20 protein-coding genes are annotated in these 21358 nt (G+C 53.0%); 4 read left to right on the top strand and 16 right to left on the bottom strand.

Going from position 1 to position 21358, the window contains the following annotated elements; translation table 11 throughout:
* Positions 1-244 precede the first annotated feature (244 nt).
* Entirely contained in the window at positions 245-1642 is a 1398-nt protein-coding gene (locus SK3146_RS34775; protein ID WP_249863093.1) for an endonuclease/exonuclease/phosphatase family protein, read from the bottom strand.
* Positions 1643-1917: 275 nt separating this feature from the next.
* Positions 1918-3141, bottom strand: a complete 1224-nt coding sequence (locus SK3146_RS34770) for an MFS transporter (RefSeq protein ID WP_249863092.1) — start codon at positions 3139-3141, stop codon at positions 1918-1920.
* A gap of 144 nt (positions 3142-3285) precedes the next feature.
* Here SK3146_RS34770 and SK3146_RS34765 point away from each other — a divergent pair, with 144 nt between their 5' ends.
* Together SK3146_RS34765 and SK3146_RS34760 are read left to right on the top strand one after the other, a co-directional pair.
* On the top strand, positions 3286-4167 hold the full coding sequence (locus tag SK3146_RS34765) for a LysR family transcriptional regulator (protein ID WP_249863091.1): 882 nt from the start codon (positions 3286-3288) through the stop codon (positions 4165-4167).
* A 107-nt stretch (positions 4168-4274) separates the two neighbouring features.
* Entirely contained in the window at positions 4275-5024 is a 750-nt protein-coding gene (locus tag SK3146_RS34760) for a GTP pyrophosphokinase (RefSeq protein WP_249863090.1), read from the top strand.
* A gap of 199 nt (positions 5025-5223) precedes the next feature.
* On the opposite strand, the gene SK3146_RS34755 is transcribed toward SK3146_RS34760, so the two are convergent.
* The 10 genes from SK3146_RS34755 to SK3146_RS34710 form a co-directional block, all read right to left on the bottom strand.
* Positions 5224-5769, bottom strand: coding sequence for a P-loop NTPase family protein (locus SK3146_RS34755; RefSeq protein ID WP_249863089.1), 546 nt, complete (start codon positions 5767-5769; stop codon positions 5224-5226).
* A 53-nt stretch (positions 5770-5822) separates the two neighbouring features.
* A complete protein-coding gene (locus tag SK3146_RS34750; RefSeq protein WP_249863088.1) occupies positions 5823-6335 on the bottom strand; it encodes a DUF6886 family protein in 513 nt (170 codons plus the stop codon).
* Positions 6336-6996: 661 nt separating this feature from the next.
* A complete protein-coding gene (locus SK3146_RS34745; RefSeq protein ID WP_249863087.1) occupies positions 6997-8220 on the bottom strand; it encodes a serine hydrolase domain-containing protein in 1224 nt (407 codons plus the stop codon).
* Positions 8221-8286: 66 nt separating this feature from the next.
* Positions 8287-8442, bottom strand: coding sequence for a hypothetical protein (locus SK3146_RS34740; protein ID WP_249863086.1), 156 nt, complete (start codon positions 8440-8442; stop codon positions 8287-8289).
* Between the two features lie 44 nt (positions 8443-8486).
* Complete coding sequence (locus SK3146_RS34735; RefSeq protein ID WP_249863085.1) at positions 8487-9059, bottom strand: histidine phosphatase family protein; 573 nt, start codon at positions 9057-9059, stop codon at positions 8487-8489.
* Positions 9060-9123: 64 nt separating this feature from the next.
* Positions 9124-10236 (bottom strand): Gfo/Idh/MocA family protein, encoded by a 1113-nt coding sequence (locus SK3146_RS34730; protein WP_249863084.1) that lies wholly within the window; start codon positions 10234-10236, stop codon positions 9124-9126.
* A gap of 20 nt (positions 10237-10256) precedes the next feature.
* A complete protein-coding gene (locus SK3146_RS34725; protein WP_249863083.1) occupies positions 10257-10628 on the bottom strand; it encodes a GNAT family N-acetyltransferase in 372 nt (123 codons plus the stop codon).
* Between the two features lie 23 nt (positions 10629-10651).
* On the bottom strand, positions 10652-10906 hold the full coding sequence (locus SK3146_RS34720) for a hypothetical protein (protein ID WP_249863082.1): 255 nt from the start codon (positions 10904-10906) through the stop codon (positions 10652-10654).
* Positions 10907-10975: 69 nt separating this feature from the next.
* Positions 10976-11494: a GNAT family N-acetyltransferase gene (locus SK3146_RS34715; RefSeq protein ID WP_249863081.1), complete on the bottom strand. Its 519-nt coding sequence runs from the start codon at positions 11492-11494 to the stop codon at positions 10976-10978.
* Between the two features lie 355 nt (positions 11495-11849).
* A complete protein-coding gene (locus SK3146_RS34710; protein ID WP_249863080.1) occupies positions 11850-12539 on the bottom strand; it encodes a queuosine precursor transporter in 690 nt (229 codons plus the stop codon).
* A gap of 242 nt (positions 12540-12781) precedes the next feature.
* Here SK3146_RS34710 and SK3146_RS34705 point away from each other — a divergent pair, with 242 nt between their 5' ends.
* Positions 12782-13705 carry an AEC family transporter gene (locus SK3146_RS34705; protein WP_249863079.1) on the top strand — a complete coding sequence of 308 codons (924 nt, stop codon included), beginning with the start codon at positions 12782-12784 and terminating at the stop codon, positions 13703-13705.
* A 106-nt stretch (positions 13706-13811) separates the two neighbouring features.
* Here SK3146_RS34705 and hisD read toward each other — a convergent pair whose 3' ends face one another.
* Positions 13812-15128, bottom strand: a complete 1317-nt coding sequence (gene hisD / locus SK3146_RS34700; protein WP_249863078.1) for a histidinol dehydrogenase — start codon at positions 15126-15128, stop codon at positions 13812-13814.
* A gap of 421 nt (positions 15129-15549) precedes the next feature.
* Between hisD and SK3146_RS34695 the strand changes: the two genes are divergently transcribed.
* Complete coding sequence (locus SK3146_RS34695; RefSeq protein WP_249863077.1) at positions 15550-16644, top strand: GerAB/ArcD/ProY family transporter; 1095 nt, start codon at positions 15550-15552, stop codon at positions 16642-16644.
* 296 nt (positions 16645-16940) lie between these two features.
* Here the strand turns inward: SK3146_RS34695 and SK3146_RS34690 are convergent, their stop codons facing one another.
* The 3 genes from SK3146_RS34690 to SK3146_RS34680 form a co-directional block, all read right to left on the bottom strand.
* Positions 16941-18296 (bottom strand): ABC transporter substrate-binding protein, encoded by a 1356-nt coding sequence (locus SK3146_RS34690; protein ID WP_249863076.1) that lies wholly within the window; start codon positions 18294-18296, stop codon positions 16941-16943.
* A gap of 372 nt (positions 18297-18668) precedes the next feature.
* Positions 18669-19871 carry an MFS transporter gene (locus SK3146_RS34685; protein ID WP_249863075.1) on the bottom strand — a complete coding sequence of 401 codons (1203 nt, stop codon included), beginning with the start codon at positions 19869-19871 and terminating at the stop codon, positions 18669-18671.
* 190 nt (positions 19872-20061) lie between these two features.
* Complete coding sequence (locus SK3146_RS34680) at positions 20062-21270, bottom strand: MFS transporter (RefSeq protein ID WP_283942856.1); 1209 nt, start codon at positions 21268-21270, stop codon at positions 20062-20064.
* Between the last annotated feature and the right edge of the window lie 88 nt (positions 21271-21358).

Genomic DNA, 21358 nt, shown 5'->3' with positions numbered 1-21358 from the left:
TGTATCGAAAAAAACGTCCTTTGAAAATAAGGCATCACCACCATAACGGGAATGCCATTACTTTCGACACGATCCCCCCGATTTCCTACCTGATAGCGCGGGTGCTTACCGAAAAAGGAGCGAGGACGTTCATCCGCTTCGCTGCGATGCTCCGGTCTCCTGCCCGGGAGAGTTCGAGTCGATGGTTGAACTCCCCCATTCACGCCGTCAAGTCAAGATGATCCGGGTACGCCGCCGCTCCCCGTCACATGCCGGACGGCGGCATGCCCGGCGACGGCTTCTGATGGGCCGCCTCCTTCTTCATGATGCTGGACAACGGTGCAGGCGGAGAGAAGACGACCGATTCGTTGCTCTTCACATCCAGCACGCCTTGGTTATAGGAAGCGCCGACCAGATGCGCCCCATCCGGGGAAACGATGCTGACCGAGCGGCCCGTCGTCGCCGTTCCGTTGAAGCCCTGATTCTCTCCGGGAGTAAATACGGCGAGCAGACGGTCGCTCGGCAGCTCTTCTTCCGTCAACCCGTAATTGCTTCTGAAGTCGTCGATCCCCAGCTGATAGCAGCAAGGCTGCTTCTTGATCCATACCGCTTTCGTGCCGTGCGGCTCGATCACACTGCTCGTGCTGAACGCGTCTTTGGCGATCGTCCATTTGTTGGCCTTCGCTTTATCGAACGGAGCGGCCGGATCGTAGTAATAATACAGCTTGTAGCCTTCCAGATCGATCGGCTCATCGCCCGGATTGTAGACTTCCACATAATTGTAGTTGCCGCTGCTGGCCGAATTCGCAACGAGCTCCGTCAGCAGCAGCTTTGTCCTATGCTGCCGTTTTACTGTAGTCTCTCCTGCCGTCCGGTCGGGGTCATGCAAGGTCAACCGTACGGTAACCGGATAATGATCGCTGGGATATTGTTCAGAAGTATGGTACGTCACCGTTTCGCCGCGGGAGACGTCCGCCTGCCCCCTGTATAAAATCCAATCGATACGCTTGCCGCTGCCTCCCGCGGTCGGGTCCGTGTAATTATGGAACGTGCCGATATCCCCGTTCACCTTCTCCGCGGCGTCCGCAAACGCGTCCTTCAAGCCCTCCGGCCCGGTCAGGACCCGGTAAACTCCTCCGCCGCTATTCGAATTGAAGTCCCCGGTTAAGATCACCGGAATATTCGGAGCGAACGATTGCATGGCGTCCAGAATCAGCTGCGCGCTCTCCAGCCGGGCCGTCTCCAATTCATGGTCCAAGTGAGTATCTACCATATAAAATGTGTTCAGGCTCTCCGTGTCCTGAAAGCGGACCCAACTAACCATACGGGGAATCCGGTTGCCCCAGGTTGCGGAGCTGATGACGTCGGGAGTAGCGGACAGCCAGAAGTGGTCCTGCTCCAGCGGCTTCAATCGCTCCTGGTTGTAAAAGATCGCCATATACTCCCCCAAATCTCCGCCTTCGCGGCCGACGCCGATCCGGCCGTAACCGGGCAAATCTTCCTGCAGATCGGCCAGCTGCGCCGCGATTCCTTCCTGCGTACCGATCAGATCGGGCTTCTCGCTTGCCAACATCTGCTTAATGACCGGCCGCCGCTGTTCCCACGGATGATCGTCCTTGGCTGCCGCGGTCCGCAGGTTAAAGGTCATAATAGTTAACGGCATTGACCATCCCTCCTCCCCTGCTCTGACTTGGCTCGAATCGGACGCGGCGAACCCCCAGGCGAGCAAAAGTATGACAATGGCTGATAACGACAAACGGTTCCTATTGAGACGATCCATGCGGCTTCATCCCTCTCCTTTCATTGGATTTAGCCCCATGATATCCCATAAGAACCGCTTGTGAAATTGACCTTTTTTTAGAATATTGCCTCTATTTACGAAAATATGCTTCTTCTGAAGGCAGCAGTCTCTCCGGCCACTTTTTCACCGCCTTTTAATTAAGAGCGTTCGCCTTGCACGACGACGGCCGCTTGCCGCGGCACGGCTGCCTGCTTAGGCTGCCGTACGGCATTGCCGATGCGCCACTGCATAACGAGCATCAGAACGATGACGATCGACAGACCGCCGAAGGCCGGGATGAAGCTTCCGGCCTTGTCATGCGCCCATCCGACGAAGATCGGTCCGAACGCGCCGATAATATAGCCTCCCGATTGATTCATCGCCGACCATGCGCTTGCCGCCTCGGCATTGCCGGTCTCTTCAATCGGCAGCATCAGCGCCATCGGGAACAGACCGCCGGCCCCGATGCCGAGCAATACCGCCACAAGCCACGGGCTGGCATGAAGCATGAACAGAAACATGCCGACCAGCTCGAGCAGCGCGCAGCCCATCAGCCAATAGCGTCTTTTCGGAAAACGCGCAATCAGTATAGGCAGCACAAAGCTCACCGGAACCTGAATGAACGTGAACAAGGTCAGTATGCCGCCCGCGACCGTCTTGCTGTACCCCATGCTTTCCACTGCGGGAGCGAGCCACGCCGTCAACGAATAGAACATCATCGCCATCGACCCGAAGAATAGTGTAAGCAGCCATGCTCTCTTGTTTCCCCACGGAAGCTTCGCCGCCGCGGAGCCTTGCGAAGCGGTACCGCCTGCCGGACGCGCCGCGCGCTTCGCCAGATGTATCCATACCGGCAGCGCAAGCAGAGCAAACACGGCCCAACTGGCGAGCGAGCTCTGCCACGAGCTGCCGTACCAATGCTGCAGCGGCACCGATAATCCCGCGCTCAGCGCGGCGCCGACGACCATTGCCGACGAATAGATGCCTACCATCGAGGAGGCTCGCTCCGCGAAATGCCGCTTGATAAATCCCGATAATAACGGACCCGCCACCGCGATGCCGATTCCGGCAAGAAACGACGTGACGACCATCAACAATGACGAAGCCGCAAAATAGCGGATGATCGTCCCTAATCCGATGACCAGCAGAGCGAGCGTAATCGTCCTCTCCATCCCCCACCTGTGACTGATCTTGACCGCCATGGGCGAAAATAGTCCCATACAAAGCACCGGAATGGAAGTCAGCAGGCTTGCAACGGAGCCGCTCATGTCGAGTTCCCCGCGCACGGTCTCCAGCAAAGGAGAAATAGAAGAAATGGCGGGGCGCAAGTTCAGCGCCGCCAAAAATAGCGCTAATAATAAGTAACCGAACTTAAACTGCATATAGCAAAATTCCCCCTAACTTGTATTAAATGAAGCTTCGGCACCGGTCGATTATAGTAGTGTAAAGGGAATCAAACAATTGATCAATACAATTATTTCTATTATTATCATTGGTATATCCTATGATCTAAGGAGGTTCCTGATTTGGAGCTGCGTCAACTGGAATATTTCATTGCGGTCAGCGAAGAGCTTCATTTTACCCGCGCCGCCGAGAAGCTGGGCATCTCGCAACCCACCCTAAGCCAGCAGATCCGGGCGCTGGAGGACGAGCTGGATATCCCGCTGTTCGACCGGATCGGCAAAAAAATCGCGATCACCGAAGCCGGCTCCATCCTGCTGGAGCAAAGCCTGCAAATCGTCCGCAATCTGCAAAATGTTAAAGACTCCATTGCCGAGCTGCATAATTATAAGAAAGGATCGTTTGTTGTAGGGGCGCTTCCGTCCGATCTGGATTACCGCATATCCAATCTTCTTATAGACTATCATAAGGAGTTCCCCAAGATCTGGCTTAAGATCGTATCCTCTGTCGAGATCGCGGCCCAAGTGCTGGAGAACGAAGTCGATATCGGCATCGGCATCATGCCCTTCCCGGACGACCGTCTCGTCCGGATTCCGCTATGCCGCGAGGAATATGTGCTGGTCGTCTCGGAACGGCATGCCTGGGCCGGACGAGATTCCATCGGAATTGAAGAACTGCGCGGTCTGGATACCGTCATGTTTCCTTCCGGCTTGATCGGCCGCGAGCTTGTGGACGATTGCTGCCGTAAATACGGCTTTACGATGAACACCATTATGGAGACGACCTCCATCACTTCGGTCATCCATTTGGTCAAAGCCAACATCGGCGCTACCGTTCAGCCGCTGCCGCTGATCCGCTCGCTGAACGATCCCGCGCTGCGAACGATCCGCATTGCCGATGACCCTCCGACACGCAACATCGGGATCATCTACCGTACGGACCGGTTTTTGGGCCACGCGGCCAAAGCGTTCATGCAGAAAGCGGCCGAACATTTCACCGCCCGTTGAGCTTCTCTTTCGCTATATTTGCTTTGTGTACGCTACTTATATTATGCTTTTCATATAGTCGGCTTTAGTTAAGCCAGGCACTCTTGGGCCAGGAAGGAGAAACACTCATGAACACATTGCAAATCGAACAATTCCGTAAATTCAAAAATGAAATTACCCGCTTCATGATGGCATATAAATTCGCCTTGGACGCCTTCGAAACCAAGATTGAAATTCTGAAGGAGGAATTCCAATTCCTTCACGATTACAATCCGATCGAGCATACCAAATCCCGGCTGAAATCGCCTGAGAGCATACTGAACAAGCTGCATAAAAAAGGCCACGAAATTTCGCTGCCCAGCATCCGCGAACATATTAAAGATATTGCCGGGATACGCATTACGTGCTCGTTCATTTCAGATATTTATCGGATCAGCGAAATGCTGCAAAATCAAAGCGACCTGACGATTCTCGAAGTAAAGGACTACATACAGCATCCCAAACCGAACGGATACCGCAGTCTTCATCTGCTCGCCGCCATTCCCGTATTTATGTCCGACCGGCAGGAGAATGTATGCGTCGAAGTTCAAATACGGACGATCGCCATGGATTTCTGGGCCAGCCTGGAGCATAAAATCTATTATAAATACGATAAAGCCGTCCCGCCAAGACTGCTGCAGGAATTGAAGGAAGCGTCGGATTCGGCGTCCGCGCTGGACCGAAAGATGGAGCGGCTGCACAATGAGATCGCCGAAGTGAAGGAAGCCCAGCCGCTGGAGCTGGCCGAGACGATGAAACGAATCAGCATCAACAACCAGCATTATCAGATCCCGGAGGCGCTTCTCAGGCTGATCGGCGACGATCCCGAGAACGGCTAATTGCCCGGGGAATCGAGAGGCCTACAAGCCCAAGCTGCGGCACACCAAAGAGCCCGGTATCCGTCAGGACGCCGGGCTCTTTGCCGCGCACAAGCGCTTTTTGTCGCACACATTTCCCATTCATTATTTCCCCGCAATGACGCTCCATTTCCCGGGTAAGCGCAAAAATCGCTAAGATGAACGAGCAGTAGACATTTCTTCAACCATTGTGTCGTGTGCCGTCGATATCCCGGGCAAGCGGACGTTCGATACGCTGCCCGATCATCGCAATGATGTCCCGGTTGCTCCTGACATTATAGCGTTTGTTCGCAAACGGCTCGGTCATCGACAAAATCCCGTTCCAATGCTCGCGGTCAAATTTGCGGTTCCACTTGTACATTTGGAGCAGTCCCTTGAACGTCTGCTTGTAGTTGCCGCTTTCCATGCCAAGTCTCGTCTTCACGAATCGGCTCGTTACCCTGTAATTACGAAGCAGCCGGTTAGGATTGATCATAAAAATGTAATCGGCATGACGGAACGTTTCCTCGGCCCATTTATAATGAACGCCCTCGATAATCCAGTCGTCCTGCGCTACGAGGGCCTGCAGAATGGCGTCCCGTTCTTCCGTAGTATGTCTGCGGTTAGGAACGGTTCGATCCCATACGACGTTGTCCAGCTCATGATACGGCAATCCGTACATAAGCGAGAGCCGCTTGGCGGCATACGTCTTCCCGCTGCCGCAGCAGCCGATAATGCGAATTTTCATAGCCCCCGCTCCTTTCTTTGGCGTAAACCGGAGATTGCTGCCGCAAAAAAACATTATAGAGGAGCGGCGTTCCGAAAGCGGTGAATACCGAAGCGATCCAGCGAAGATTGCAGAATGGCCGTCCTCAGAGGATGCAGATTCGGCATCAACCTCAACTCCACCCCTTTGCCGACAAGCCGGTCCAGCAATCCGTCGATGCGCTCCACTTCTACGGGAAATGTCGTCTCGCGGGAAATATAGTAGCCGGCTGTTTTATCGAACAATTCAAAGCCCGCCTCGTCGAAGGAGTAGCGGTACAGCGTCGTCTCCTTCATCGCCCGGTACCAGCGGCTCTCTATCGCTACGATGCAATCCGCCGTCGTAAGCCCGAAAAACAATCTTCTATCTTCCTCGCTCAAGCAAGACGACGGTCGAATGACGATCCTCGGGCAATCCCGCGGAAAATAATACGTAAACTCATTCTCCTCGTCGATTGCCCACACAACGGCCGGAAAATCACCGCGATTCTGTTTCTCGCGAGGGATGAACCGGGTAATATTCGGCTCTTCGCTGAAATGGTACAGCATTTGTTCACCTCTTATACTCTTATAATGGTATCCAATATTTTGAATTAGAGGTAACATTTTATCATGAAATCAGACAGAACGCTAGAAGTGTAGTGATTTCGTCGTGTCCTGCGGTCGATAGTGGTTTCCACTCGCTCTTGTAGCCGGATTTTTTTATTTCGAACCGCTTAAGCGGGGAACATCCGTCTACAAGGGCGACCGCTGACGCTGTTCCAACTATCTATCGGCTCTTCGGCCACTTTTTCACCACGCTTCCAGAGCCATTCTTGTCGGAAAGCAGCGTCCTTTATCCATCCTCAATCAAGCTTCGGCTTCTCCATCTTGTTCCCGATCCCGGAAATAGTTAATGACATTAATGATCAGAGCTTCGTTCATCATGGCTAGGGTATGATCCGTATAAAATGCGTAATGCGGCGTACACACGACATTAGGCAGAGGTCACGAGGGCTTACCTTCGTCGTCGCAACCCGGCCGCTAACCCATAACAGCAGCTGTATCACGATAAGCACGAAAGAAAGCTGCTCATACCGGAATCCGCCGAATGAATCCGCAACCCTCGCTGCAATGACAAAACCATATATCCACAGCCAACCAAGGGCATAAACGATCCTGTTCACGGTCCCCTCCCATTTTCTTCAGTTCCGATTACGCAGTTCCTTTGCTAGCATGCCTCTTCCTTAACAAACCCAAAAAACGTCATTTTGCCGTCTTCGCTCCTGGCTATTATGTAAGGCTCAATTTGATCGGAAAATCTGCGGGCAAATCGCCCTTCGCCGATCGGGTAAATTTCAATATGAAGATTGCCGGAAAATCTCGTGAAATATAACTTTCCGTTAATCAGCTCGATTTGAATTTTATCTCTCAAATAAGTTCCGCAGTACTCTCTGAGTTCGCTTTCGTCCATGGGAAGCTCTTCGTATCGGGCCGGAGCCTTTACGTCAACATCATGCAAAATATCCGAAATGGCATTGCCTAGCCGGTATTGATTGATCGATTCATTATTTGAAAGAATAATAATACAAATATCTTCGTCAAAATAATTTTGCATGTAGGCGCTTATCCCTAAATGATCTCCCCCATGGGAATACCTGTCCGTGCCGTAAATATGATGATGCTCCAGACCATAGCAGTAACGGTTTTGGTTCTCTTGGAAAAATCGGGTATACGTCATGGGCGACAGCATGAGGCGATCCCGCAAACAGCGGTACCATTTGTACAAATCGGCGCAGTTGGAAACGACGGCCCCGGCGCCGACGCTAAATTTTTCGTTATGATACGGACTTTTGACGGTCGTACCAAAATCTCGGGAATAATTGGACGACCGGTTTCGAATAGGCTTGCAGCCGTCATCGACGTCGCTATTTACCATGCCGAGCGGCAGGAATATATGGTTGCGAATATAATCTTCGTACCTTTCCCCTGAAACATGCTCAATGATCCATGCAAGCACGTTATAGTTCGCGTTATTGTAATCGTATGCCGTTCCGGGCGGATTGGCCGGCTTTCTATCGATATAGCGCCGGAAGAACTCGCTCCGCGAATAATCCAATCGGTTGTAACCGGCGAAAAAATCATCTTCAAACCGATAAAAATTAGTTAGTCCGGAAGTATGCGACAGTAAATAATGGACAGTGATCGACTCATCCAGCTTCATATCGGCAGGCAGGTATAACTGCGCAGATGCATCGATGTCCAGCATGTTCCTATCGTGCAGGAGCATAATGGCGAAAGCCGTGAACTGTTTGGATATGGAGGCGATGGAGAAGCGCGAATGGATATCGTTTTGTATTCCAAATTCGATGCTCGCATAGCCGTATGCGTTTTCAAAAAGCACTTCGCCTTTCCGAATAACTTGAACAACGCCGTAAACATCCCATAATTCCATAAGAAACGGCGCGGACATATCGAAATCCCCGGACCCGGATGAATGACCTCGCCTAACCGGTCCGGTTCACGATTCTTTCTTCTTCTCCAGCGTCCGGTTGATCAATACATCCAATCGCTCAATGATTCGTTCATCGTTTTTCAGCTTCAATCTCAGCTTGTTTTCCATGCTAATTAACGTTATAAATATGACGAGCAACAAGACAATTACGATAATGAGCATACGTTATCTCCTTGGCAGTCGGTTGTACGAAACGGGTTGCTTGTTTACTCCGGCAGCGAAACGGTCTCTTCCGCCCACAGTCTTGTCACCGAGTTTAATTGCTGCCCCTCGAAATGCAGCTTATACATATCCGGCATCGTCGTCGATGCCCAGAAATCGCAATCGTACGACGCATCCCAATCATTCAGCATCAGCGTCATAATATCCCCGTGCGTGCCGACGACAATATGGCGGTAATCGGCATGACCGATCCACGGCAGCAGAGCCCGGATAGCCCGCCGCTGCGCCGCCTCGCTTGATTCGCCACCCGGAAAAGCGAAGCTTTTGTCCTCGTATACGCGTCTCTTCGCGCTGCGGAACTGCTCTTGGCTAGCGATAAACTCTTCGCCCGACAGCTGCCGTTCCCGCAAGTCCTCTACGCTAATAATTTCCAGTCCGGCGGCTTCCGCCACATCTTGTACGGTCCGCACGGCTCTGTAGTAAGGACTGGAGAGGACGAGATCGACGGGCACATCCTTGAGTAGCTGCCGGACAAGAGCGGCATCCCGTTCCCCCTTCCCGGTGAGTCCTCTAGCTCTCTCCGTCCCCGGAGTATATATCGACTCCGCATGTCTCACGAAATATACAAAGGTTTCTATAGCGCTCAGCTCCTTTTTGACGTATCGTACCTAATCAAAATCATCATATATAGTCGCTTCGGGTATCGAATATCCCCGTATCCAACTTGGACCAAGGGGTAAACGTTGTCGTTAAGGAATAACGCTGCCCCGATTCCGCGGACCGGTACGCGGCAAACATAATCTCATGTACATGAAGCTGCTGACGGCCTGATTGCACAGGCTGTTCGCCGTTCCGAAGGCAGCGGACAAAATGGGCGATCACGCTTTCATGCGGGTATCGGTTTATTTTCTCATGGGGCACATAACAGTGCTCTAACCCGCGCCAGACCACCCGCTCCGCCTCCGGGACAGGCTGCCCCAGCGTTTGGATAACGAACGGATACCCGCTGTCATTCAAAGCCAGTGTGCCGTTTCGGCCGTAAATGATCGTGTTATTTTGCTTGAACGACATCCCCCATAGCACGCGGATCACGGCATGCTGCCCTCCGGCAAATTGGACGATCAGCGTCACGTTGTCGTCAACATCGCTCTGGACTCGCTTGCCGTCGCCAACGATCCGATTAGGTATCAATGTGTTGACTTCCGCCATCACGCTGACGGCAGGCCCCAGCAAAGCAACCAGTCTGCTGACCGGATAAACCAGGCAGTCCAGCACCGCACCGCCATGGGCTATAGATTTATTATAATACCAATTGTCGCGCCATGGCCCGGGAAGCGAGAGCTGCGCCTCGGCGCCGGTAATCTTGCCGATATATCGCTCATTCACATATTCGGAGGCAGCGAGGAGCGCGGGGTTCAAATCGAACGGCAAGCTCATGAAGATGGCGTTGTGTGCCTCCGCTAGCGATACCATCCGCTGACAATCCTCAAACGTTGTAGCCATTGGCTTCTCGTTCAGAACGTGCAGCCCGCGCTCCAGCGCCGCCAGAACCGGCTCCGCATGCAGCGAATGAGGCGTGGTAACGATGACGGCATCAAGTTCTTCTTTGTCCATCATCACCCGGTAATCGTCATACCATCTTGGGATGCCGTAGGCGGCAGCCTTGTTCTCCGCATTGGTTAAGTGTCTGGAGTACGTAGCGACAAAGCTTACTCCTTCTATCAGGGCGGCCTGCTCAAAATACCTGCTGCTGACATGACCGCTGCCAATCATACCTAATCGAATAGGTTTCACTGCAATCCTCCTCCTAAAAATCAATCTAGCGCGATAGCCAGCTCCAACAAAACAAGCTTGTTTCCCGCCCGATCCCGAAGCTCATTGAAATCGAAAGGCTTGAAGCCCATACTGCGGTAAAAAAGCAGCGCTCGCGTATTGATGTTATGGCACATGAGACGAAGCTGCTTCACTTGACGCTCTTGCTTGGCCAGTTGCTTCATGACGTTAATGAAATAAGCTGCCGCCCCTTTCCCCCTATAGGTCGGCGCAATGATGACGTTGCCCAGATAACAATGCTTTCCTTCCGTTACATTATACAGATTGCCGTACCCGACAACTTCGGCTCCGCATGTAATGACGGTAGCGTTATAACGCTGAGCGGCAACTTCCTCCATCTCTTCAGGCTTCACGGGATAGCTCCGGCCCTCCCTTCTTAACGTTTCGTACTGTTTTGCGCCTCCTGCATCTCCTTCTCCAGTTCCTCTTCGATCTCCTCGTCCGGCATATTGAAATCGTCTTGATCGCTAATGCCCAATTTCTCCTTAATTCTCTGCAAATCGGAATGAATCTCTATGTTTCTCCTATGTGCGCTTAATGCCAACCCGAAGGTAACCGAGACAATAACAAGCATACCGTAGGGACCTAAGAATAATGAGATAAGTACAGCTGCAGCAACGGCTGCAGCCATTCCAAGCAAGGTCATTTCCCTTCCACTCCTTTTCGGGACGACGCTATCCAAAACGCGCGAAATTCCCGCTCACTCCGAAAAAGCGGCCGGATACCGCAGCTCCCCTCGCAAATTCTGAAGCGCCCCTTCATTCAGCTCGCACACCATAAACACCGGGTCCGGCACCTGATACTGATGAAGCTCCAGTCCGAACGCCCTTGCCGGCTTGAAGCCGAACTTCGGATAATACGACGGATGCCCTATCAGCAGCACGGCCGGATAACCCAGCGCTCGGCTTCGTTTCAAGCCTTCGGTTATGAGCTGCGAGCCTACGCCTTTTTTCTGCATATCCGGTCTGACGGCTATCGGCGCCAAAACAATCACCTCTTGCCTCTTACCGTTCTCGTTGAATACTGCGGCTTTGCTCAGCAATACATGACCGGCAAGCTTGCCGTCCAATTCCGCTACAATCGACAATTCAGGCACGAATTCCTCCGATTGCCGTATCCGTTCGACTAACTCGGCTTCATCATGCCTCCGGCCAAACGCTTCGTAATTCAGGTTATAGACTTCCTTGTAATCGTCAGCTGTTTCGCTCCTAATGATCATACATACGCTCCCTCTGCACAGTTCTTATACCGGCGCTTGGATCGCCGCACTTCTAATCCTCTCGCGGCCGCACAGGCTAATACCATCCATTATAGCAACAATGCTATTTTCTGGAAACCCAAAACAACTCCAAAACGAATTTAGACAACCCTAAAAGCCCGCATTCATAACCATGAACGCGAGCCTTGAAAAAAATCCTACTATATTAATAGAGCCGTTTATGGAGCTACGGCACTCGTCACCGGCCTGCTGCGCAAGCCGAGCGGTTCGCCGCTGAGCTCGGCCGCCGAAAAGCTGATCGCCATCCTGCGGAAGGAGCTTCAGACCATATAAAGCCACCCTTCCGCACGGGCAGTTAGTCTTGCTCTTCTTCCCGGAACCGGAATGAACGCGCCCAGTACAGCACCGGCGTACCGGCTGCCGAAATGACGAATTTCAGCACATACGTGGTTAGCAGGATTTGCACCCAGACGTTCAGCGGATATACCTTGTAAAAGGCGATAGAGCAAAAGACGAGCGAATCGACGAACTGGCTAAGCCCTATGCTGCCGTTAATACGCAGCCAAAACTGATTGTAAGCGGGATACCGCTTCTTCAGAGCGCTGAATACGCGCACATCGAGAAATTGGCTGACGAAGTAGGCGGACAAGCTTCCCAGCGCGATTTGCGGCGCCAGCCCGAAGATCGTCCGGAGCGCTTCCTGGGAAATATCTCCTTCTTGCGGCACGAAGACGAGCACCATTTGCATGATGATCGCCGAGGCGAACAGCGTGAAGAAGCCGAACCATACGGCTTGTTTGGCCGCCTTCGCTCCGTACTTCTCGTTGAGCAGGTCCGTCGTCATATAGATCGACGCATAGATGGAATTGCCGAGCGTCATGACAATGCCGAACATTTCAATGGTTTTGATGACCTGAATGTTCGCCAGCACGGTCGCGAAGCCGACCCACGCATACAGCCCCTTGCGCCCGAACAGCCGGTAGCTGAGCAGGAACAGGCCGAAGTTGACGATGACAAAAGCAACGCCCCAAATAAAATTGAACATAGACAAATTTCCCCTTAGTTTTGATCACGCGGGATGGTCTCGAACCGCGATCGGCATGTCAGGCCCGCCGATTGGGCCGAATTCGATTCTATCACGGTCCGCCGATTCCGGCAATAACGGATGTCGCATTGATAGGGGATAACTATGGAAATGATAGATTTTCCCTCTTAGACGAAAAGCCGGGTTTGCTGTAGAGTGGATAAATGAACATAACCCTATCTGAATGAAAGGAATCCGTCTGCATGATTCAATCCGTCCTAACCACTCTGTTTCAAGTGATCGTACCCTTATCGATTCCCGTTATTGTCGGAGCTCTGTTGGCCAAATACAAAAACTTGGAAACCAAACCTCTGCTCACGCTGTATTTATACTATTTGAGCCCCGCCATTATTTATCAGACGCTGACGACCGCCGAAATTTCCTTCAGCGAGGTATACACGACCTTCGGCGTATCGATCGTCAATCTGATTATGCTGTGGGCCGTCGCGAATCTGATCGGCAGATTGCTCAAGCTGTCCGCCTCGGAGACGGCCGGATTGACGCTCGTATCCACCTTCACGAACAGCGTCAATTACGGGCTGCCGCTCGTGCTGCTGGCCTTCGGCAAGCTCGGATTGGACAAAGCCTCGGTCTATGTGATCGCCCAAATGATCATCGTTAATACGATCGGCATCTATTTCGCGGCGCGCTCGCAATTCTCCATTAAACAAGCGATTCGATCCGTGTTCTCGCTGCCCGCGATATACGCCGCTATCGCCGCCGTCATCGTCCGCTCCCTCGACATTCATTTTCCCGCAGGGGTGCAAAAAGGCATCGCCATGATCGCGGAAGCGTATTCGCCGGTCGTGCTGGCGATTCTCGGCGCGCAGATGGCAAGTGTGAAGAAGACGGTTTTCGACCCCGGCGTGCAAAAAGCGTTCTGGGCGGGCATGACCGTGAGGCTGATATTGTCCCCGCTCATCGCCTGTCTGGTACTGACGATGCTGCATGTCCAGGGCATGCTGTTCTCGGTGCTGCTCATTCTCGCCTCGATGCCTGCGGCCGTTAATGCGGGCATACTGGCCGAACGGTTCCAAGCGGCTCCCCAAGTCGTCACCAAATGCATACTATGGACGACGCTCGCCTCGTTCATCGTTCTGCCGTTATTGATTGTTATTGTAAAATAGAGCTTGCCGCGGCCTGAGGCGAGACATCGGGTTCCGGAACGGTTCCATGCAGGGGAATGTCCCTTAAGAACGAACCGCATCGCCTCGCTTCGTGGTTTCCGCCTGCTCAGCCGCGATCCGCCAGCCTAATATCCGCCGCTCTCCTGTGGCACGGCAGCTGCTCGTAGGCGCTCAGCTCGCGGATGACCGGCGCGATATCCGCGAGCGCGTCCCTGCTTAGTTGACCTACGGTTGTATATTTGACCATATCCTTGGACGTGACCCCGGAGTAGGCCCTGGCAAAATGATTCGTCGGCAGTACGGCGGTAATGCCGATTCCGTAATTGGCTGCGGAGAACGGCGTATATTGGCCGATCAAAACTTCTCCCGCATTCGCAATCTTGCTTAACACGCGGGCTTCCGTTTCCTTGGCGCATACAACCATCAAGTGCTCCGGAGCGAACCAGTTGACCCAATCGCAAGCCTGGTCGGTGTCCGTCGCAACAATGATCGCTCCTTTGCCGCCGGGGCCGAACACCTGCCGCACGTTTTGCCGTCTCCCCTCTTCAACCTCTCCTATACATCTCCAAAGAGCCGTCTCCGTTTCCCGGGCCACACGGGATGAAGTCGTCACCAGAATGGAGGACGAGTCGGGACCGTGTTCCCCTTCGTTGAGGAGATCATAGGCTAGCCTCACCGGATCGGCGGTATCGTCCGCCAGTATGACCGACTCGGTCGGCCCGATGCCGAGGGCGCTCCGCTTGCCGTAGGTCATCGCTACGCTCATCGCCGCAGCGATGCCGCCGGGGCCGGGACCGAAGATCCCGTCTACTTCGGGGATCGCGGCGGTGCCTTGGGCGAATCCGGCAATGACGGCCACTCCGTTGCCGATCACGAATTGATCCGCCCCGGCCAGCCTGGCCGCCGCTACCGTCCCCGGATCGCCGCAGCCGTCCTGAAGCGGCGGCATGCCGACGATGATCCGCTTCACTCCCGCAGTCTTGGCCGCCGCTACCAGCATGACGGCGGTCGAGAGCAGCGGCCCTTTCCTCGCCGGAATCCATATCCCCACCGATTCCAGCGGGCTTACGGTTTCTCCGACGATCGTGCCCGGCCGGATTTCCCTGCTCCAGGATTGCGGCAGCAGGACCGTGTTCACCTCTCGCACGTTGCGGATTGCCCGCTCGACGGCGCTTCGGAGCGTCGGAGTTAAGGATGCCACGCAGTCGGCAATATAACCGTCCGTCAGCATAAGCTCTGTTATCTCCACGCCGTCATAACGCTTCGTCAGCTCCAGAATCGCTTCATCGCCATGGGAAGCCACCTCATCGAAAATGTTCAAAATCCCGCTTAGCACTTCTCTGCCGAACAATGTTTTATGAGTCTTGTATTTCTCCATAAGAAGTTCTTTTTGCTCCGGCAGCCGGTAGATAATACTTTGCATGCACATTGCCTCCTTTTCGATTTTAAAAAAACAAAAAGAGCCATACGGATATCGAATACCCGCATGACTCTTCAACCTCTAGTCCGCAGGCAGAACGCCAATAAGCGTTTGTACCTGCGAAGAATGTCCGCTGTACAAACGCCTACCTATGATGATGGTTATAGCTATGAATAAGAATGAATGAACGCCGGTTCATAACGATAACCCCCCCACTGGACTGTTTGAACCTATTATAAGGGGGACCGTATCGTTTGTAAAGAGTTTCCATTGCTATAACACGCTCCTCCCCATTTCCCGGACGGCAGGGTTTACAGCCGGATATTTCCGGCAACAATGCATAGAGGACAGCCAGGACTTCGCGCTGCCTGTCCGGCACTTATTTTATCGTTTACTGGGAATGGGCAGAGGAAGGGGAAACGGAATGATCGAGAACGGCAAAATATCCGCAGTTCAGCTCGGAATGCTGATGTATTTCATGATCGGAGCTACGGCGACCTTGATGGTGCCCGCCATTACGGCCAAAGAAGCCGGACGGGACATGTGGCTCTCCCCAGTCTGGGGCTCCGTAAGCGGTTTTGTCATCATCTATATTACTTGGAAGCTGCACAGTCTGTACCCTCATGAATCCATCATTCAGTATGGAGATAAAATCGCCGGACGGGTGATCGGCAAAGCGGGAGGGTTTTTCGTCTTGTTTTTCTTACTGCACGGCATCGGACTTATTACCCGGGAATACGGAGAATTTTTAGTCGAATCGTTTTTGTCGAGAACGCCGATCCTCGTCATTATGGGGAGTTTAATTTTTGTTTGCATTTTTTCCGTCCGGGGAGGGCTGGAGGTGCTGGCCCGCTGCACGAAAGTGTTTTTTCCGTTTATCGTTATTATCTTTGTCAGCATTTTTTTAATGCTTATACCGGACATGGACGCTCGCCACATTCTTCCTTTAATGGAAAAGGGAATCGGCCCCTCCCTGAAAGGCTCCGTCGTCCCGCATACCTGGTTCATCGAGTTTTTTCTGATTACCTTCCTGTATCCGTTCAACAAAGAATCGGCCCGGGGCTTGAAATGGGGAATGCTGGCCGTTCTGGCGATGATGCTGACGATGGTATTTTGCAGTATTGCCAGCTTGTTCGTATTCGGCAATCTCACCGCGTCCTACATCTTCCCGGTTTATGTCGCCGCTTCGTTCATTAGCGTAGCCGACTTTATAGAGCATCTGGACGTCGTCATCTTGATGACATGGATATTGGGAGGTTTTATCCAAATCTCGTTATGGTTCTACGCCTTGGCCATCGGCACCGCACAGTGGCTGAATCTGCCCGATTATCGGCCGCTTGTCGCTCCGCTCGGATTGCTCAGCCTCTTTTGCGCGATGTGGGTCTCCCCCAATTTGCAGCAACTGTCCATGTTTTTCTCTACGACGGCTCCCTTTTATTCCTTCACGATCCAATTGATCTATCCGCTGCTCCTGCTAGTCATCGCCCTATGCCAACGAGCCTCGACCGCCACAAAATAACCCCGCAAAGCGGGCGCCTGAGCTTGGAAGCTGATTCAGCTTGCTTGTGGGGGAACCAATGGAACAAATCCCCCAAAAGTGACGTGATGCTCTGAAGCTTATTCCGTCCGCATCCAGCTTCAGCTGGATCGGCGTCTAACCATTCCGCTGGGATCGTTCTATGGTTAGACATTCCTTTCGGGGGAGCCCCCGGTTTTTCTCAGGATATGGCTGCGCATCATTTCCTAAACAATAAAAAAACCCGTCCTGACCGGAACGGGCCGTTATCTATGTATCGTCTCTCGTCGAGCGAGCCTCTATTTCTTCGCTTTCTCGGTTTCGATCTTATTGTTGGCGTCTTCCTCGGCCTTTCTGAGCACCGAGTTCAGATCGGTATTGTTCAAGGACAGATCGATAAGCTGCGAGGTCAGCGCTCCTTCGGCAATGCCGTCATAGTTTGTTTTATTAGGAATAGGAGCGAATTGATTGCGGAATACAGCGGCGAAGTTGACGTTCGTATACCTTGTCTCCGTCGCAAACACCTTCTTATAGCTTTCATCCTTCAATACCGGCATGACGCCCTTCTTGGAATATTCCATCTGATATTCGCCGGATACCAAGTATTGAATCGCTTGGAACGCTTCTTCCTTATGCTCGCTGTTTGCCGGAATCGCGAAGTACGTCGGGTAAGCCTGCGAGCCGATGCCCGGCATGTCCTTGAAGGTCGGAAACGAGACCATATCGAAATTGGTCGTCTGGTACGTGGAGTCGATGAACGGAAGATTGGATTGATGCACGTACATCGCCAAATCCTGCGTCCGGGTAAATTCCGTCGCATAAGGCAGCTTATTGCCCAACGAGCGGATTTTGTCCTTATATCCTTCGCTGGCCGCCGGGCGCACGAACATCGTCTGCAGCAGCGTCTTCCATTTCTCGTCGGCGAACGTCGATTTGTTCGTTTTGGCATCGACAACCGGCAGCGAGAACGGGTTCATCCGGATAATGTGATTCGGAGATACCGCCAGCCCCGCGTACTTTCTCCCTTCCTCGGTCTTATTGAACTGCTGGGACATCTCTATCGCTTCATCCCAGGTCATCCCGTCCTTCGGGTAGGCAACGCCGAAACGATCGAAAATATCCTTGTTATAATACATCACCATATTGTTATTATTGACGGGCAGCCCCCAAATTTGCCCGCCGGAATTATTCTTCATCGCCTCGATCAAGGTCGGTTCGAAGGAATCCAGATCGATGTTGTTTTGTTTGATCAGCGGCGTCAGATCGTACTGCAGATTGTACTGAGGCACATTGACGAAGAAACCTCCGATCGACTCGTAGTACAAATCGATCGTCGTTCCCGCTACGATCAGATTGGGCAGCTTCTGGGCGTCGTTATTGCGGGGGTTGATGAATTTGAACGAGATATTAGGAAATTTCTTTCTGATCGGATCGCCGAACCGTTCGTTCCACGACTCCTCGGAGTCGCCGGGAGCCGAATAGACGGTCAACTCGACCGGCTTGTCGCTCGGCCCTTTGGAGGAACCGCCGGCTTCTTGGGAAGATTTCCCCTCTGCGCCGGATTCGGAAGAGGTGCCGCCGCCGCACCCGCCAAGCGCCATAGCCAATAAACCGGACATCACCATAACCGGAATTCCCCGATGCTTTTTCCTCACGCTACATCTCCCCTTTTCGCCGTGCTTTGGTTGTCGTTGCAGCCTTGCAGCATTTAGTAAAACGCGTCAGAATTTAGCTAAAACAATAAGCAAAGCAAAATGTAAGCGCTATTATTTCTCGGTCGATATTTATGATAACATCGCGTTTTGTGCATTGTCAATTAAAAATAAACTAAATTATAGCAAATATCAGCTAAACAACTTATTCGCCGTTTAGTATTGTGAATAAGCTGCGGATGCGGCCTCGTGCTCTGTACAAGCCCCGCCCGGTTGCCCGTTGCTCACAGCTTCGCATCGTTTCAAACGCAGCAAAAACCCGTTCGTCCTTGAACGGGTACAATCGCGGACGCGCGGACGTCCGCATTGAATCCATCATTCCGACAAGCTTGCGGTATCGCTGCCGGTTCCTGCTCCCAGCTTGCTGCTGCCGGGAAATATCCGAAAAACCCGGCAGGCTATATAAAATCCCGCCGTAGCTACGGCGCCGATCAGCGCCAGCGTGACGAACGAGTTTTGGAAGCCGAACCGGGCCGCATACAATCCTCCCAGCATGCCGCCGATAATTTTGCCGATGCTCAGCTGAATGACGGAATTGAGCATTTGTCCGGTCGCCTTCAATTCCTTCCGCACATGCCGGTTGACGTATTCCGCCAGACACATGTAAAACATGATGTACGTGCCGCCGTGAAGAATCCAGCTGAGCAAGTACGTGAACGGCGTCAGCGTCATCGCATACAAGCACCATCTCACCGTGTGGATCAATCCGGATATCAGCAAAATATTGCGGATGCCGAACCGATCGTAAATGCGCTGAAAAAAGATCATAAACGGAAACTGCGTGAACGAGCCTATGGCCAGCCCGATCCCGATAACCTCCATGCCGATTCCCTGCTCTTTGCTGTATATGGCTTGAAACGACCATAGAAATCCCATCGTCGTAGATAAAACAAGCGTATATGCGTAGAGCGCGATCAGCGGTTTGCTTTTGAAAATTTCGACGAGCTTCACCTTGTTCTTGCCGCTCTGATGGCCGGCTACCTGCGGGATGCCCAAGGAAAGCAGAAAACAGCCCAGCATAATGCCGGAGGTCACCAGAAAGATCGTATCGATATGCTCGGCGAACAGCCAGCCCGCGGCGATCGAAATGACCGCATAACCGATCGAACCGAAGGTGCGGATAGTCGAGAAGCGGACGACGCCCCGGGAAGACAATTCCAAAGTAATCGCATCGCTTAACGGGTTAATCGCAATCTGGAACAAGCTGAACAAGGCCATGGCGATCAGCAGCGGCAAAAACATCGTTCCCGCCCACGGCACAAGCCATACGGTCAGCCCCGCCAGCAGCGTACAGACCATCAGCACCTTGTTCTTCGTCCTCGACCGGTCTCCGGCCAGCCCCCACACGGGTTGAGCGAACAGCCCCACGACCGCCCCGATAGAGGTCAAGATGCCGATCTCCGTATGCCCGATCCCCTTCTCCGTGAAATAGACGCCGATATAGGAGGAGAAGGAGCCGGTGCTCATATAAATAAATGCGTAAAAGATAGCCAAAATGATAACGTTCTTGTTCTGCATTCCGGTGATCCGCCCATTTTCCGAAATTTGGCGTTCAAAGCAAGGCGCCGAATCCTATTATAAACCACATCGGGTCGGAAGGATAGGCTTTTGACCCAACCGGATCGAGATTTCGCTTGTGAAACCGGAGATGATCAGACGAATGAAGGAAAGGCTCCGCTTGCCTGCGGCGGGCTTTACGGGACTCCGGTTATTTGCGCTCCGGACGTTTCCCTGCGAGGATAGCGTCGGAAGGCAGCAAGGCGGCAAGCAAGCCGAGCAGCGGCAGGAAGGCGCTGACCTTGATCACGATTTCCATCCCCGCCCAGTCCGCCAAATAGCCGAGAAGCGCGGAGCCGATGCCTCCGAGTCCAAAAGCAAGGCCAAAGAACAAGCCTGCAATCGTGCCCACTTTGCCGGGAAGCAGCTCTTGGGCGTACACGACGATAACCGAGAAGCCCGACAACAGAATCAAGCCGATGAGAACGCACAAGATCAGCGACCATAACGGCCCGGCGTAAGGCAGCAGCAGCGAGAACGGCGCCGTTCCCAGTATGGAGAACCAGATCATGTTGCGGCGGCCGAAACGGTCGGCCAGCGGCCCTCCGACAAACGTCCCGACCATGCCCGCAATAAGGAGCGCGAACAAATAATATTGCGCATGCTCCGTCGTCATATGAAATCGGTCCATCAGGTAAAAAGCATAATACCCGGTCATGCTCGCCATATAAACGAATTTGGAAAATAACATAAACACCAGCACGGTTAACGCCAACGCTACCGTACCGCGGGATAACGCAACTTTTCTGACGTCCGCCTGCCCCACGCTGCTCTGCCGCCTGCTTACGCTTAGATGATTCCCGTACCAGCGGGATACCGAAATTTGCACTATGATGGCTGCCCCGGCGGCCAAAGTGAACCACAGCATGCTTTTTTGACCGAGCGGAATGAAGATCAGCGCCGCCAATACCGGAGCGAGCGCCTGCCCCGTATTGCCCCCCAGCTGGAAGATCGACTGAGCCAGCCCTTTGCGCGAGCCGGCAGCCAGATGGGCGACCCGGGAAGATTCCGGATGCAGCACGGCGGAACCGATGCCGACCAGCACGACGAAAACGAGCAGCCAGACAAACGAAGGCGCGAACGCCAGGCCGATGACGCCGGCCAGCGAAAACAGCATGCCGATAGGCAGCAGATAAGGCTTAGGGCGCGCATCCGTGTACAGACCGATCGCCGGCTGGATGACGGACGCCGTCATGTTCAGCGTAAACCCGATCCAGCCGATCTGCGCGAAGCTTAAGCTCAGAGAGTCCCGCAGCACCGGAAACATGGCCGGGATGATCGATTGGATGGCGTCGTTCAATAGATGGACGATGCTGATTGCTAATAATATGGGGTACATCGTAGCCGAGGATTGGCGCATGATGACGGAAGCCTGACTTGTGCCAGCTTGACTCATATTGGTTCTCACTCCGATCCGAATCTTTGTTTTACATCTTATCATCTGATGA

It is taken from the genome of Paenibacillus konkukensis (assembly GCF_023523925.1).
GTDB lineage: Bacteria > Bacillota > Bacilli > Paenibacillales > NBRC-103111 > Paenibacillus_S > Paenibacillus_S doosanensis.
This window is presented reverse-complemented; position numbering and strand designations above follow the sequence as displayed.

Bases quoted from the DNA above. Each gene is read 5' to 3' on its own strand.
- SK3146_RS34775 (WP_249863093.1), bottom strand. From the start codon at position 1,642: ATGCCGTTAACTATTATGACCTTTAACCTGCGGACCGCGGCAGCCAAG.
- SK3146_RS34770 (WP_249863092.1), bottom strand. From the start codon at position 3,141: ATGCAGTTTAAGTTCGGTTACTTATTATTAGCGCTATTTTTGGCGGCG.
- SK3146_RS34760 (WP_249863090.1), top strand. From the start codon at position 4,275: ATGAACACATTGCAAATCGAACAATTCCGTAAATTCAAAAATGAAATT.
- SK3146_RS34755 (WP_249863089.1), bottom strand. From the start codon at position 5,769: ATGAAAATTCGCATTATCGGCTGCTGCGGCAGCGGGAAGACGTATGCC.
- SK3146_RS34750 (WP_249863088.1), bottom strand. From the start codon at position 6,335: ATGCTGTACCATTTCAGCGAAGAGCCGAATATTACCCGGTTCATCCCT.
- SK3146_RS34745 (WP_249863087.1), bottom strand. From the start codon at position 8,220: ATGGAATTATGGGATGTTTACGGCGTTGTTCAAGTTATTCGGAAAGGC.
- SK3146_RS34740 (WP_249863086.1), bottom strand. From the start codon at position 8,442: ATGCTCATTATCGTAATTGTCTTGTTGCTCGTCATATTTATAACGTTA.
- SK3146_RS34720 (WP_249863082.1), bottom strand. From the start codon at position 10,906: ATGGCTGCAGCCGTTGCTGCAGCTGTACTTATCTCATTATTCTTAGGT.
- SK3146_RS34715 (WP_249863081.1), bottom strand. From the start codon at position 11,494: ATGATCATTAGGAGCGAAACAGCTGACGATTACAAGGAAGTCTATAAC.
- SK3146_RS34710 (WP_249863080.1), bottom strand. From the start codon at position 12,539: ATGTTCAATTTTATTTGGGGCGTTGCTTTTGTCATCGTCAACTTCGGC.
- SK3146_RS34705 (WP_249863079.1), top strand. From the start codon at position 12,782: ATGATTCAATCCGTCCTAACCACTCTGTTTCAAGTGATCGTACCCTTA.
- hisD (WP_249863078.1), bottom strand. From the start codon at position 15,128: ATGCAAAGTATTATCTACCGGCTGCCGGAGCAAAAAGAACTTCTTATG.
- SK3146_RS34695 (WP_249863077.1), top strand. From the start codon at position 15,550: ATGATCGAGAACGGCAAAATATCCGCAGTTCAGCTCGGAATGCTGATG.
- SK3146_RS34685 (WP_249863075.1), bottom strand. From the start codon at position 19,871: ATGCAGAACAAGAACGTTATCATTTTGGCTATCTTTTACGCATTTATT.
- SK3146_RS34680 (WP_283942856.1), bottom strand. From the start codon at position 21,270: ATGCGCCAATCCTCGGCTACGATGTACCCCATATTATTAGCAATCAGC.